This is a genomic window from Citrobacter sp. Cb028, assembly GCF_030336705.1.
Classification (GTDB): Bacteria; Pseudomonadota; Gammaproteobacteria; order Enterobacterales; family Enterobacteriaceae; genus Citrobacter; species Citrobacter braakii.
This window is the reverse complement of sequence record NZ_JAOWCZ010000029.1, coordinates 32,560-45,469: the sequence shown is the minus strand read 5'-3', so window position 1 is coordinate 45,469 and position 12,910 is coordinate 32,560. Positions and strand designations below refer to the sequence as shown.

General features: G+C 54.2%; 15 protein-coding genes. 2 read left to right on the top strand and 13 right to left on the bottom strand.

What is annotated here, in order from left to right:
* Window positions 1-165: 165 nt before the first annotated feature.
* On the top strand, window positions 166-630 hold the full coding sequence (nrdG, locus tag OGV75_RS06680) for an anaerobic ribonucleoside-triphosphate reductase-activating protein (protein ID WP_131347480.1): 465 nt from the start codon (window positions 166-168) through the stop codon (window positions 628-630).
* Window positions 631-662: 32 nt separating this feature from the next.
* Here the strand turns inward: nrdG and OGV75_RS06675 are convergent, their stop codons facing one another.
* The 11 genes from OGV75_RS06675 to pmbA form a co-directional block, all read right to left on the bottom strand.
* Complete coding sequence (locus OGV75_RS06675) at window positions 663-2,576, bottom strand: BglG family transcription antiterminator (RefSeq protein WP_049043244.1); 1,914 nt, start codon at window positions 2,574-2,576, stop codon at window positions 663-665.
* A gap of 21 nt (window positions 2,577-2,597) precedes the next feature.
* Window positions 2,598-3,338: a 2-dehydro-3-deoxy-phosphogluconate aldolase gene (gene dagF / locus OGV75_RS06670; RefSeq protein WP_286480468.1), complete on the bottom strand. Its 741-nt coding sequence runs from the start codon at window positions 3,336-3,338 to the stop codon at window positions 2,598-2,600.
* Entirely contained in the window at window positions 3,335-4,453 is a 1,119-nt protein-coding gene (locus OGV75_RS06665; RefSeq protein WP_047358559.1) for a DgaE family pyridoxal phosphate-dependent ammonia lyase, read from the bottom strand. Before OGV75_RS06665 ends, dagF begins: the two co-directional genes overlap by 4 nt.
* Window positions 4,437-5,570 (bottom strand): amidohydrolase/deacetylase family metallohydrolase, encoded by a 1,134-nt coding sequence (locus OGV75_RS06660; protein ID WP_047358560.1) that lies wholly within the window; start codon window positions 5,568-5,570, stop codon window positions 4,437-4,439. Before OGV75_RS06660 ends, OGV75_RS06665 begins: the two co-directional genes overlap by 17 nt.
* A 58-nt stretch (window positions 5,571-5,628) precedes the next feature.
* Window positions 5,629-6,273, bottom strand: a complete 645-nt coding sequence (locus OGV75_RS06655) for a DUF4310 family protein (RefSeq protein WP_003830379.1) — start codon at window positions 6,271-6,273, stop codon at window positions 5,629-5,631.
* An 11-nt stretch (window positions 6,274-6,284) separates the two neighbouring features.
* Window positions 6,285-7,061, bottom strand: coding sequence for a DUF4311 domain-containing protein (locus tag OGV75_RS06650; protein ID WP_005134210.1), 777 nt, complete (start codon window positions 7,059-7,061; stop codon window positions 6,285-6,287).
* Window positions 7,062-7,083: 22 nt separating this feature from the next.
* Window positions 7,084-7,383: a DUF4312 family protein gene (locus OGV75_RS06645; protein ID WP_016151468.1), complete on the bottom strand. Its 300-nt coding sequence runs from the start codon at window positions 7,381-7,383 to the stop codon at window positions 7,084-7,086.
* Window positions 7,384-7,385: 2 nt separating this feature from the next.
* A complete protein-coding gene (locus tag OGV75_RS06640; protein ID WP_003830384.1) occupies window positions 7,386-7,748 on the bottom strand; it encodes an SFCGS family glycine-rich protein in 363 nt (120 codons plus the stop codon).
* Window positions 7,749-7,758: 10 nt separating this feature from the next.
* A complete protein-coding gene (locus OGV75_RS06635; RefSeq protein WP_016151467.1) occupies window positions 7,759-8,067 on the bottom strand; it encodes a PRD domain-containing protein in 309 nt (102 codons plus the stop codon).
* Between the two features lie 330 nt (window positions 8,068-8,397).
* The gene (gene cybC, locus OGV75_RS06630; protein WP_016155540.1) at window positions 8,398-8,784 is read right to left on the bottom strand and encodes a cytochrome b562; all 387 of its coding nucleotides are present in this window, start codon (window positions 8,782-8,784) and stop codon (window positions 8,398-8,400) included.
* 47 nt (window positions 8,785-8,831) lie between these two features.
* Window positions 8,832-10,184, bottom strand: a complete 1,353-nt coding sequence (pmbA, locus tag OGV75_RS06625; protein WP_286480466.1) for a metalloprotease PmbA — start codon at window positions 10,182-10,184, stop codon at window positions 8,832-8,834.
* 95 nt (window positions 10,185-10,279) lie between these two features.
* On the opposite strand from pmbA, the gene yjgA reads away from it, so the two are divergent.
* Window positions 10,280-10,831 (top strand): ribosome biogenesis factor YjgA, encoded by a 552-nt coding sequence (yjgA, locus tag OGV75_RS06620; RefSeq protein WP_016151465.1) that lies wholly within the window; start codon window positions 10,280-10,282, stop codon window positions 10,829-10,831.
* Window positions 10,832-10,894: 63 nt separating this feature from the next.
* Here the strand turns inward: yjgA and OGV75_RS06615 are convergent, their stop codons facing one another.
* On the bottom strand, window positions 10,895-12,211 hold the full coding sequence (locus OGV75_RS06615; protein WP_200014270.1) for a PTS sugar transporter subunit IIC: 1,317 nt from the start codon (window positions 12,209-12,211) through the stop codon (window positions 10,895-10,897).
* 6 nt (window positions 12,212-12,217) lie between these two features.
* The gene (locus OGV75_RS06610; RefSeq protein ID WP_016155538.1) at window positions 12,218-12,907 is read right to left on the bottom strand and encodes a 6-phosphogluconolactonase; all 690 of its coding nucleotides are present in this window, start codon (window positions 12,905-12,907) and stop codon (window positions 12,218-12,220) included.
* Window positions 12,908-12,910 lie beyond the last annotated feature (3 nt).

Below are 12,910 nucleotides of genomic sequence, written 5' to 3'. Positions count from 1 at the left end.
TTTATTGCCCGGCGATGCGACGCTTTTCGGGCCATTATTTCCGCAACGCAATTCACGTCATAGCAAGGCAGCAAATGAGTAAGTCCCGGGGAGCTTACATAAGTAAGTGACTCGGGCGCCCGAACGCAGCTATGGCGCGAATTGATAAACGGATGAGAAGCGAAAATGAATTACCATCAGTATTACCCTGTCGACATCGTTAACGGTCCCGGCACTCGCTGTACTCTGTTTGTTTCAGGATGCGTGCATGAATGCCCCGGTTGCTATAACAAAAGCACCTGGCGGCTCAATTCCGGCCAGCAGTTTAGCAAAGAGATGGAAGACAAGATCATTGCCGATCTGAACGACACGCGTATTCACCGTCAGGGGATCTCGCTCTCCGGCGGCGATCCGCTGCATCCGCAGAACGTGCCGGATATTCTGCAACTGGTGCAGCGCATTCGCGCTGAGTGTCCGGGAAAAGACATCTGGGTGTGGACCGGCTACAAGCTCGATGAACTCGATGCCGCGCAAATGCAGGTTGTCGATCTCATCAACGTGCTGGTCGATGGCAAATACGTGCAGGATCTTAAAGACCCGGCGCTAATCTGGCGCGGGAGCAGTAATCAGGTTGTACATCACTTGCGTTAATTTCCAGCAGTAGAGGTTCTGTTTTCCGCCCCTCAAAAACGGCTCACACACTCCATTGCAACCGTTTTGAACTCGCTGAAATTCCGGCATGCGCAGAGTCGCGTCATCGCGCGCTCGCGCAGGAAGGTGACGAAAATATCGTAGATCGCCATCGCTTCTTCGTATTCGCTTTTGCTGATGGCGAGCAGGAAGATCACATGCGCCGTTTCATCCCCCCAGGCGATACCCTGCGGGGCGAGGATGGTGTAGACCACCGTTTTCTTTGCCAGCAGACCGAGGGCGTGCGGCAGGGCAATGCTGTCACCCAGCATGGTGCTGACGATGGCCTCACGTTCAACCACCGAATCAAGAAACTCCGCATCGACAAAGCCTTCATCCTGCAACTGGCGACATAAAACGTTGAACAACGTTTGTTGATCCATTGGCTCGTCGATCACACGAAAATGGGCGGCATCGAAGAATTTGTTCAACATCCACGGACGGGTTCTGTCGACCAGCACCAGTTTGCCAATTTGCTCCAGTTGATAATCGGTAGGGAACGGTGCAATCATCACCACAGGCTTATCTTTTTCACCAACCCGCGCGGTAGAGATGACGAAATCTTCGCTGATGCTTTCCCGCTGTTCGTAGTCGCGTAGCGTCACGGTATCAACGATTTCTATCTGCGGATACTTACGCGCCAGCACCGCCTCAATCATCCGCAGCATCGCATTCCCAGCATCGCATACTAGCAGAACTTTCGGTTGCCTCTGGTAACCGATGTTGTAACTACGCTCCAGCCCGACGCCAATATGCAGCACAAGGAAGCCAATCTCATTTTCACTGATGGTGTACGGCGTATATTTTCCCCATCCCGAGACGGCGGCCAGCGTCATGTCCCAGGCCATCGGGTAGTGCTGTTTAATATTTTCCAGTAGCGGATTGGGGATCATTATCTGGTAACGCACCCGGGTGATCATCGTCTTAATATGCGTCAGCAGATCAGCATGTAACTGTTTGTCATTCAACAGGTTGTAGTTGTACTGGCTGTTGATAAAACGCAGGATGTAATTGACCAGCGCTTCGTCATCATCCGCATTGATGGCGCTGGGGGCGATCTCTTGTACCTGGCGGGCGGCGATATGCACCTGCAGCCAGTTCTCTTCGGAAACGGTAAGCGGTTTATCCGCCAGTCGGTGCAATACCGCTGCGATTTCCCGCGTGGCCAGGCACACCGATTGCTCGGCTTCTTCTGCGGCAAATTCCGGGAGGGGATACCCTTCGCTAATCCGCCGTACCGCCACCGCGCAGTACAACCGCAAAAACAGCTCCCCCTCATCGGTCAGGCGAATGTGAAAACGGGCAAAAATATCCTGCAAAACAGGTTGTAGCTGTTCAGGGATCCCGGCATTTAGTGCCTCTTGCGTCACTAGCGGGTGCTGTGGATCCTGCTGCGCCAGCGTCCATAGCAGATCGGTCAAACAGGCGCGGATCGCCATCTCGCTGCCAAACAGCTTCATACCGTGACGGGGGCGCGTTTCCAGCGTCAGATGATAACGTTGCAGATGCTCGCGCACCTCAGCCATATCGTTTTGCAGCGTCGCGCGGCTGATAAACCATTCATCAGCCAAATCCTCCAGCTTCAGCGAAAAGGCCGACGTCAGAAAACGAACCACCAGCCAGTGCACCCGCTCCTGGCTGGTGCGAGGGATGCGCAGCAACGCGTCTGGTCGCTGCGTTTGCAGGGCATGATAACGTGCCGGGTCGTCAATTTTGAGTTGATAACCGTTACCCCGGCTGAGGACAAACTGCGCGCCGTACTGGGTGAGCAGCGCGTTTAGCGCAGTGATATCCGCCCGTACGGTGCGTGTGGAAACCGACAACCGCTGCGCCAGCTCGTCCTGTGGAAGCGCTTCGTTTTGCAGCATGCCAAACAGCTGCGCTAAACGTTGGTTGGGGAATCGCACGTCAGTTTCCTCATCAGTCAGTTAGCCTACGCAGGCCCGGGTCATCGCCATCAGTTGGCGCACGTCGTCCGGTCGGGTGTTACCACTCACCTTATCAATAATCGAACTATAGATGTGAGGAATGATTTTGCTCACTCCGGCATCCAGGGCGCTCTGCAAAATTTCAGTGAAATTATCCAGATCGATACCGCCAGTTGGCTCCAGCCAGAAGTCATGGCGGGCGCAGGCCTGGGCAACTGCAATGTATTCCTCACGGCACTTCAGGCCACCCATTGGGAAGTATTTAATCGAGCTCCCCCCCATGTCTTTGAGCAACGCAATCGCGGTTTCTACCGGCAGAATGCCGTCCGGCGTCTGGCTGCTCAGCGGACCGGTGGAGATTTTCACCCTGCCCGGTGTGCCAGTTGGCGAGACCAGACCGTTGACCACCGTCTCCTGCTGACCCAGCAGCGCGCGGCTGGTCGCCACGCCGGTAAAGACCTGATTAACATGCTGTGGCTGCACCTGACGGGAAATTTCACTGACCATCGCCGACTGGTTTGGATCGCCCGCCCCCAGCCCCACGGAGAGGGCATTGTCGATAAGCGCTGCGTATTCACGCATATCCGCAACCGCGCTTGCGACATCCGGGTAATTTTTTGACAACACACCGACCAGCACGTGTCCTTCCGCCGCCGCGTAAATATCCCGGGCATTTTCTTTGGAGCCCGCCAGCACGTTCAGGCAGACGCGGTCGCGATAAAAGTTAGGGGTCAGTTTCATGCTTTTTTCTCCTGCGAAATCACTTCACCAATTCGACGGGCCACAATCTCCAGTTGCGCGCGATCCACGCTGCGCACATCGGCTTCGATAATGCCTTCGTTAGCTTTGTAACCACGGAAGTAAATCGCGTACTCTCCCTGCTTGAGCGCGTCGACCAGTTCACCTGTGGCGATGCCGGTTACCGCTTCGTCAAACTTAATTTCGGTGCGCGCGATGTCGCGCCCTGCGCTGTCCCACACCACGCGGGCACTTACGCCGTGAAGCTGGTTTAACGCATTAATGAACGGCGTCATTTTCTCGACCATCTCCGCGCCGCTCTCTTTCTGCGCGTTCAGATACAGTTCGATGGCGCAGGTCAGGCCAAGAATCCCCTCTTTGCCCACCTTCATCGCCCGACCAATCCCCGCGGTCTGGCGCTTCACCCACTCAACGTATTGGGTTTTGCCAATCACCAGGCCGCTGGTTGGCCCTTCAATCGCCTTCGCACCGCTATAAATCACCAGATCCGCACCAACCCGGTAGTAGCACTGCAAATCCTCTTCCGCCGCCGCATCCACGATTAGCGGCAGATTATGCGTACGCGCCACCACCGCAGCCTGTTCCACGCTGAGCATACTTTTCTGGACGCAGTGGTGAGATTTGATATACAGAATGGCCGCCGTGCGTGGCGTAATGGCCGCCGCCAGCTGAGTAGCGGAACATTCGTTGGCATAACCCGCTTCCACGAGCTTGCCGCCGCCGAGCGCCACCATGGTGCCAACCGGAGCGCCAAAGTTGACGTTGTGGCCTCTGGGCAGCACGATTTCGTTGTTCTCGATCGGCGCGACGTGCAGGTTCTCCAGCAGCCAGTCGCTGTCCTTAACCAGCACTCCAGCCACTGACAGGGCGATTCCGGCCGAAGCGCAGGAGACGACGGTTGCCCCTTCCACCTCCAGCAATTTCGCAATGTAGTCACCGGTCTTATTGACCAGGTCTTTCATCTCAAAATATTGATTCATCCCCGCCATTGCGGCCTCAACCACTTCTGGTCGTGGCGTAGAAACGCCGAGCGCCGTCATGCGGCCTGAGGTGTTAATCACCTGTTTTAAATTGTATTTCTCAAAAATCGAAGGCATGTTCCGCGCTCCCTTGTTCGGTCATATAGCCCTTGCCCGCACGTATTGCGGCAAGCGGCACCAGCAGTTGTTCAGCCTGCAGGCTGTCGTTTTCTGCATCTACCAGCACGGTTGGCTGGCGCTTAAGCGTAAAGAGGGTTAAATCGGCATCCAGACCAACCTGCAGTCGCCCTTTCTGTTTCAGGCGCAGACCATCGGCGGCATTGGCAGTAACGCACTCAATGACCTGCGGTAGCGACATCCCAATGGCGAGAAATTTCGACATCACATTCGCCAGGGAATACACCGGGCCGCTGATACGGTTGCGACAATAAATATCGGAGCTGATGGTGTGCGGCAAAATGCCCAGACCGATAGCGCGTTTTGCCACCGCAAAGCTCAGGCTGGCGGTGCCATGCCCAACGTCCAGACGCACACCGCGTGAAATCGCCCGCGTCACTGACGCTCGCAGCTCGCCTTGCGGCGTCAGAATACGATTCGGCTTACCGTTGTAGCAGTGGGTAATGATGTCGCCCGCGGTCAGGCGTTCGGCGATCTCATCCAGATCCGGCGGATTGTTGCCGATGTGCACCATCAGCGGCAGGTCACCGTTCTGCGCTTGCATCGCTTTGGCGCGCTCCAGCGGCGTAATGCCGTTTTCACCGACCACGCTGCTGCTCATGCGCGCCTTCAGGCCGACGATAAAATCAGGATGGCGCTTCACCGCCTGTCGCACCGCATCGGCGTCAATGTTGGCCATATTAGCCAGCTCGTTCTGGGCGATAAGCCCAACGCGGGAAATATTCAGCAGCGCATACACTTCGGTGGTCGCTTCCCGGGTCAGGGTATAAAAATCATCGATATCATCCGCCCCGGTACTACCCGCATCCACCACCGTGGTAACGCCGGTAGCTATACCGACGCTGTCCGGCTGGTCGTGATAAATCGGGGATTTCGGGTAGCAGTGAACGTGGGAATCAATCCAACCTGCGCTGACGTAGTACTCGCCGCCAAGTTCGATGGTTTTCAGCGCCGGGCCATCTACGTCGCCCAACGCCGCAATTTTGCCGTCTTTGAGCGCAATATCGCTCACCGTATCGTCAACGAGGCGCGCACGGCGCAGGAGTAAATCAAACATCGCTCTCTCCTTTGCCGGATGGCGGCGCAACCGCCTCATCCGGCCTACAAATCAACAGTTAGCTAATGGCAATCGGGAAGATGGACCCGAGGATCATCGCCCCAAGGATCGCCCCGCCGGTGATCGGTTTCTGCCACAGGTAAAACAGCAGCGCGCCCGCCAGTGAACCGATGCCGATAGGGATAGACGCCGTCATCGCGCTGAGGATAATCAATGGCCCGAGGAAGCGGCCGGAGGCGTTACCGGCCCCCATCATGACATCCGCACCGTAGGTCGAGTCGCTCTGATTGATGGTGAACTTACGCGCCAGAATAATGATGTAGCCAATCGCCAGACCAATCACCAGACCGGTGACCAGCGACGCTGCGAAGTTGGCAACCGGGAAGATAATACCTGCGCCCAACAGCAGCGCCGGAACACCTAACCCGACCCCGGTCTGAATCGCCCCGCCAATATCCAGAATCCCCACCAGCGAACCTTCAATGATGCGGGCAAACAGGAAGCTTGCACCAAACGCCGCCACCGCCCCGTAGGAGCCGGTGTCCATTCCCGCCTTCAGCATCGCCACAAAAGCGACTTCGTTAAATGCGCCAATACCGTACAGGTAGTACATGTGCGTTCCGGCAAATACGCCAGAGGAGAGCAGGCCAACGAAGATCGGGAACGACCAGTCAGCGAACCAAAAACCTTTATTCTGTTCCATGATGGCCTCCGTTATTTGCCGCTGAGCGAGTTGTGGATCAGTTCGAGCCAGTTAGGCACGGTCAGATGGAAGGATTCGATCATCTTCATGTCGAAGCCGCGGAAGAAGCCGCTCAGGACAAACAGCGCGACGATAGCCACCATCATCACTTTAGTGACGTGGTTCCAGCCGCTCTCTTCCACGCCTTTACCGATCAGAATGCCAAGGACCAGACCCGGAACGGCGTTGCCCATAATCAGCTGCGCCGCGCCGCCAAAGACGGTGGCCCAGAAGCCTGATTTTTTACCGGCATCGATCGCCGCCAGCCAGAAGATCACCGGCATCACGGTGTTGACCAGCAGGTTAGCCGCAGGCACCAGCACCTTGACGGCAGTCACCTGCAACGCTTCCGGTACGGATGACGCCGTGAGGTTCAGGAAGGTCACGACGATCATCCCGATAACGCCGCAGGCAATCGCCATGCGCTTGGGATCGTGCAGCGTTTCACCGACGTTGCGGTTTTTAACCATCAGCGCAGCAGCGCCCCAGTTGGGGATGATGCGATGGTCGACGTCCTGAGTGAACGCCCCCGCCGCAACGGAGGAAGCCCAGGCGTTAAAGAAGAAGCCCAGGCCGAACGAGAAGTGAGAAGCCGGATCCCCTTCGCAGGAATTCAGTTCTCCCAGAGTACGAAACGCGCCCATCCCTTGAGTGGTAGGCGCATGAAACATGCGTGCAGCCCCAGCGCCGACACCGACGCCAACCAGGCCGCCGATGATGAGCGATTTTATTAATATTATCAGGAACATAATTATGCCTTTTAATAAAGAATCAGCGTTGCGTAACGAAATCCACCTTGTCGAGATTGATGGCAGTTACGTTGACGGTCACGTCCAGCTCCACGCTGAAGGTGCGTCTTTCCCGGCGCAAAAAGAGGAATAAAAATGCCTCTTTGCGCACCGATTCACGCGCTTGAACAACCTGCACATCCTGTGGCTCAATACGCAGTAAGATATGCGGCGACGCTTTCATCACCGCAGCCTGAACGTGGTTCAGGGCATCGGCAAAGGCGCGCGCTTTGGCCTCGCCCTTGCCAGTGACTCTCACCGTGGTGGTGAATTGTTCTTTCATGCTTAAGCGCCGTGTTTCTTTTGCCACGCCTGTACCAGGCGCTCACCGAGTTCTTCTTTGTCCATAAAACCGAACCCCAGCACGTTGCAACCTTCGTTGATGGCAGTGACCCCTTCATCAACCGAGCGCATGCCGTATTTCGCCTTGTAGCCGTATTTGGTCTGCGCGGTAATCGCACCCGCGCCGCCACTGCCGCAAAACGAGATGCCAAAGGTGGCGTTTTCCGCTTTCATCACGTCACCCAGCTTCATATCAGCCGCAACGCCCGGCACCACAACCGCACGGCCGCCCGCTTTCTCAACGCCTGCCGCCACTTTCTGGCCTTTACCCAGACGATCGCCAATCACTACGGTAATCTGTTCCATCTTTTGCTCCTTAAAGGTTGTCTTTCGCGACTTCGAAGTGCACCGACAGCAGCCAGGCCTCTTCCTCAGGAAGATTGCCAAACTCAGCGACCACGTCACGGGCAAGCGCCATTGATTCGGCAGAAATTTCATCAAACAAGCTGGCATCGACTTCTGGTAAGGGTTCACCCGTTACCGAGCGGTGCGCCATGGCGCGAACATGCGACGTCAGCATCTGTTCCTGTACAGCGTTGGGAATAATGTGGCGTTCACGCAGCAAGGCATACACCTGCGCCAGCATGCGGTCGGCCAGTTCCACCGATTCCCCCATGTCATTCATTACAGCTCCGTTATTCACTCGTCTTACCCCACTAGTGGCTCTGAGGTTAACTTAGCGGTGGGGGTTAAAAGTTTGTAGCGAGTTGTTTTCCACTTCGAAGTGGAAAGGGGCGCAGCGATAGTGATCTGTGCCGCAAAAAGGGCCGGGACCACGATTAATCACTGGAAGAATGTGATTGAGATCGCAAGAGTGAGCAGCAAAATGGAAGGAAATGCGAACAATGAATGGACGATAAAAATGAAAAAATGTGATGGGGATAGCGTTTACTTATGGGATGCAGGGGCGCAGCGTCTTATCCGGCCTACGGTTATGCAGGCCGGATAGAGTAGATTAGCGGAACTTCTTGTGGTTTTCGTTGCGCGTTTTTTTCAGGTCTTCCGCAACGGCTTTCGCCTCTTTGACTTTACCTTCGTTCGCCAGTTTAAGCGCGCCGTCAATCTGACCGATCAGCGTGTCAAAGCCGTGGCGGAAATCTTTCATCTCCGCACTGTCCGGGGATTTGCTCTCCAGCTTCGGTGGCGTTCCCTTTTGAGCATCCAGCGCGGCTGCACGCATTTTGGTCAACGCGTCTTTTAGTTCAGTCGCATTGTCCGTTTTTTCGACGATCTTCAGGTTGTCGTTGAGGATCCCCATGTCATCTTCGAGATCGGCTGCAAACGCAGAAGAACCAAGAACCAGCGTTGAAGCCGCGACGATCGCTAACAGGTGTTTACGCATTGCTCACTTCCTTTTTTATTATTAAAAAATTAACGCCTTAACGAGTATCATTGCCCGGCGATTTTCATCTCCGGTAACAATACCGAACCACAGTGAATATTACTGCGCGTTTCAATATCGTTGCCTACGGTCACAATATTGCGCCACATCTCTTTTAAGTTCCCGGCGATGGTAATTTCACTCACCGGATACTGAATTTCGCCGTTTTCGACCCAAAAACCCGCCGCGCCGCGCGAGTAATCGCCGGTAATGCCGCTAACGCCCTGCCCCATCAGCTCGGTAACCACAAGACCTGTGCCCATCTCTTTGAGCAACTGCTCGAAGCTTAGACCCTGTCCCGGAATTCGCCAGTTGTGGATCCCACCCGCATGACCGGTGCTCTTCAGTCCCAGCTTACGTGCGGAATAGTTGGTCAGCAGCCATTGGGTCAGCACACCGTCTTTAACAATGTCACGGCGTTCGGTCCGTACGCCTTCGCTGTCGAACGGCGACGATGCCAGCCCTTTCAGCAGGTGCGGATGTTCTTCAATAGTCAGCCATTCCGGCAGAATTTGTTTGCCCAGCGAGTCGAGCAGGAAGGTGGATTTACGGTACACCGAACCACCGGCAATCGCGCCGACCAGATGTCCGAACAGCCCAGTCGCCACTTCGTTGGCAAAAATCACCGGCGCTTTCATGGTGGAAAGTTTACGCGGAGAGAGGCGAGATAAGGTGCGGCGAGCACAGTCTGCCCCCACCCATTCCGGCGTTTGCAGATCGCCCATCGCCCGGCCAATGGTGTAGGCGTAATCACGCTCCATATCGCCATTTTCTTCCGCGATGACGCAGCTGGAAAGAGAGTGACGCGTGGAACAGTAGCCCTGCAGCATCCCGTGACTGTTACCAAACACTTTGATGCCATAGTGGCTGTTAAAACTGCCACCCTCGGTATTGGTGATACGCTTATCGGCCTGCAGCGCCGCCTGTTCAGCGCGGGCTGCCAGTTCGATAGCTTCGTCAGGGGAAACTTCCGCCGGGTGGAACAGATCCAAATCTGGCGCATCAAAGGCCAGCAGTTCTTTATCTGCCACGCCCGCGCACGGGTCCGGTGAGGTGTAACGTGCAATATCCAGCGCGGCCTGCACGGTACGTGCAATCGCCTGCGGGCTTAAATCGGTGGACGATGCGCTGCCCTTACGGTTTTGGTGATAAACCGTAATCCCCAGCGCGCCATCGCTATTGAATTCTACGTTCTCCACTTCACCATAACGGGTGCTGACGCTAATACCCGTGGTCTTGCTCACAGCGACTTCCGCGCCATCCGACTTACCTGACGCTAATTCCAGTGCCGTCGAGACCGCTTCTTCCAGAATCTTACGCTGCGCTTCAACTTGTGAGATTACTTTCATCGCAAATGCCATAATGTAGAGAGAGTTTCTCTGAAGTCTAACAGAGAACCGTTTTTCAGTGCGCATCTTAACTGGTAACATTAGCCTCTTTTTTTAAGGAGCCTGACATGACTAAGCAGCCCGAAGACTGGCTCGACGACGTTCCCGGTGATGACATCGAAGACGAAGACGATGAAATTATCTGGGTCAGTAAAAGTGAAATAAAACGTGACGCCGAGGAGTTAAAACACCTGGGTGTGGAACTGGTAAAACTGGGGAAAAACGCGCTGGATAAGATCCCGCTCGACGCGGATTTACGTGCCGCGATTGAGTTGGCCCAGCGTATTAAGATGGAAGGTCGCCGCCGCCAGCTGCAGCTGATTGGCAAAATGTTGCGCCAGCGCGATGTTGATCCCATCCGTCAGGCGCTGGACAAGCTGAAAAACCGTCACAACCAACAGGTTGTACTGTTTCACAAGCTTGAGCAACTGCGCGATCGCCTGATCGCCGAAGGTGATGATGCGGTAGCGGAAGTGCTGAACCTGTGGCCAAACGCCGATCGCCAGCAGCTTCGTTCTCTGGTTCGCAATGCGAAGAAAGAGCAAGAAGGCAACAAGCCGCCAAAATCAGCACGTCAGATTTTCCAGTATCTGCGTGAACTGGCGGAAAACGAAATCTAACCTCTTCGTCTGCAGAAAGTGCCGGATGATGTAAATACTTCATCCGGCCTGGATTCTGTGCTCTTACTGCTGGGGCTGCATTTCGCCCATAGCGTTCTCTGACTGACTCTCTTCATGCAGATACTGCTTATCTAAAATCTTCACGAACGGTGTATAAATCGCGGTGGCGATAACCAGATTCGCGGCCTGTAAAACAATGCCTGAAATCCCGGTGGTGAGGAAACCAGAAATAAAGATCGGCGTTGTCCAGGGAATGGAGATACCAGAGGTGGGGGGAACCCAGCCGAATGCGATAACCACATAAGTAACCGTACACAGCACCATTGGGGTAATGATAAACGGGATAAGCATCAGCGGATTAAGCACGATTGGCAAACCAAAAATAACCGGCTCATTAATGTTAAAAATTGCCGCCGGTGCCGCCAGCCGTGAGAGCTGCTTTAATCGCGTACTTTTGGCAACCATAAAGATGCTAATCAACAGCGCTCCGGTAAAACCCGTACCGCCGGCAATCAAATAGACATCCCTGAACTGCTGAGTAATGATGTTGGTCGCTACCAGCCCGGCCTGAGTTTGCGCCAGGTTCTGCGCACTGAGCGTTTGCCAGATAGGCCCCATTACGGATGTCATGATAGAGTCGCCATGGATCCCAAAGAACCAGAAGAAACTGATCATCATCTCAGCAATCAGTTGCGATAAGAGGGAATTCCCCAGATACAGCAACGGCTGTTGCAGCATGACGCTGATAAATTTCCCCGGCGTACCAAAAGGCGTGTTCTCAAACAGCACCTTGACGATAATCCAGCACAGTAGCACCAAGAAGATAGGTACCAGCGATTTAAACGACCTGGCAATCTCTGGCGGGACACTCGCAGGCATCTTGATGGTAAAAGCTCTGTTTTCCAGAAACTGAACCACCTTGATGGTGACCACAGTAACGATAATCCCTAAGAACATCGATTCAGAGCTAAAGTCGAGCAGCGCGTAAGCATCGGCGACGATTTCTCCCGATCCTGTCGTAATATGACCAGGCGACATTAAGAAGAAGATCGCCACCGGTAAAATAGCGGAACTTTGGCTGAGATTAAGCTTTTCAACTAACTCCTTTGAGAAGGTAATAATCACCAGCAGCGTCATTAATCCGTAGCTGGCGTTAATCCCGTAATTGAGCTTATCCAGCACGCCTTCCCCTAACAGCGAACTCATAAACTCGTGATAGCCGTTAACAGGAAAGTTGGTTAACAATACGAAAAATGAACCGACAATCAAAAAGGGAATCAGGGCAATAAACGCATTTTTTAGTGCGGTCAGGTAGATGTTTGACGAGATTTTCTCGGCCAGTGGCAACATCTTTTGTTCGAGTAGAGAGGTTATGCTCATGCCCGCTTACCCTATAAGGTTTTTTGTCACGTAATAATTAACCTGCGGGAACTGCTTGATATAGATGGCAGGAACCTGAGTGTGGTGCGCATCGCCGTTAACAATCTCCTGATAAATATCTTTTTTCGTATCGTGGTTGATGATGACAATCACTTTTCCAGCCTTGATGATTTTATTCAGCCCGACGGTAATACCCTCGGTGAGGGTGACATCTCCGGAGAAGTATTTATGGCTGGCGACGTTAATTGTTACGTCATCCAGTTGAGTTTGTAGATAATCCTCATCAAACGGCACGCCCGGCTCGTTTAAGCCGATATGCCCGTTCATTCCCACGCCCAGAATTACATAGTCAAACTCTTCACCGTTGAGCGCGGTTTGGTAATGGGCAATATTTTGTGCCGTAGAGGCAAACGGATTGAAATGGACTAACCGCACCGGATAGGCACATTTGTGCACAAAGTCCTGATTAATCATGTTCAGACAACTGCCATCTGATTCGCTGGGCACGTTGACCCACTCATCCAGCGCAAAGAAGGTAAGGCGTTCGGCAAAAGGTGTCGCTGCCAATGCTTCGTAAATCCAGTGAGGCGTGCTACCGGAGGGGATCAGCACGCGAGAATGTGGTTTGAGCGCGGATAGCTCACTAACGACCTGTTCAGCCAGCGCGGCATTGGTATCAAACGTTGTACATTTCATCCG

What these genes read in the sequence shown, in the direction of transcription:
- nrdG (WP_131347480.1), top strand. Translation starts at nt 166, where the DNA reads ATGAATTACCATCAGTATTACCCTGTCGACATCGTTAACGGTCCCGGC.
- dagF (WP_286480468.1), bottom strand. Translation starts at nt 3,338, where the DNA reads ATGAAACTGACCCCTAACTTTTATCGCGACCGCGTCTGCCTGAACGTG.
- OGV75_RS06665 (WP_047358559.1), bottom strand. Translation starts at nt 4,453, where the DNA reads ATGCCTTCGATTTTTGAGAAATACAATTTAAAACAGGTGATTAACACC.
- OGV75_RS06660 (WP_047358560.1), bottom strand. Translation starts at nt 5,570, where the DNA reads ATGTTTGATTTACTCCTGCGCCGTGCGCGCCTCGTTGACGATACGGTG.
- OGV75_RS06655 (WP_003830379.1), bottom strand. Translation starts at nt 6,273, where the DNA reads ATGGAACAGAATAAAGGTTTTTGGTTCGCTGACTGGTCGTTCCCGATC.
- OGV75_RS06650 (WP_005134210.1), bottom strand. Translation starts at nt 7,061, where the DNA reads ATGTTCCTGATAATATTAATAAAATCGCTCATCATCGGCGGCCTGGTT.
- OGV75_RS06645 (WP_016151468.1), bottom strand. Translation starts at nt 7,383, where the DNA reads ATGAAAGAACAATTCACCACCACGGTGAGAGTCACTGGCAAGGGCGAG.
- OGV75_RS06640 (WP_003830384.1), bottom strand. Translation starts at nt 7,748, where the DNA reads ATGGAACAGATTACCGTAGTGATTGGCGATCGTCTGGGTAAAGGCCAG.
- OGV75_RS06635 (WP_016151467.1), bottom strand. Translation starts at nt 8,067, where the DNA reads ATGAATGACATGGGGGAATCGGTGGAACTGGCCGACCGCATGCTGGCG.
- cybC (WP_016155540.1), bottom strand. Translation starts at nt 8,784, where the DNA reads ATGCGTAAACACCTGTTAGCGATCGTCGCGGCTTCAACGCTGGTTCTT.
- pmbA (WP_286480466.1), bottom strand. Translation starts at nt 10,184, where the DNA reads ATGGCATTTGCGATGAAAGTAATCTCACAAGTTGAAGCGCAGCGTAAG.
- yjgA (WP_016151465.1), top strand. Translation starts at nt 10,280, where the DNA reads ATGACTAAGCAGCCCGAAGACTGGCTCGACGACGTTCCCGGTGATGAC.
- OGV75_RS06615 (WP_200014270.1), bottom strand. Translation starts at nt 12,211, where the DNA reads ATGAGCATAACCTCTCTACTCGAACAAAAGATGTTGCCACTGGCCGAG.
- OGV75_RS06610 (WP_016155538.1), bottom strand. Translation starts at nt 12,907, where the DNA reads ATGAAATGTACAACGTTTGATACCAATGCCGCGCTGGCTGAACAGGTC.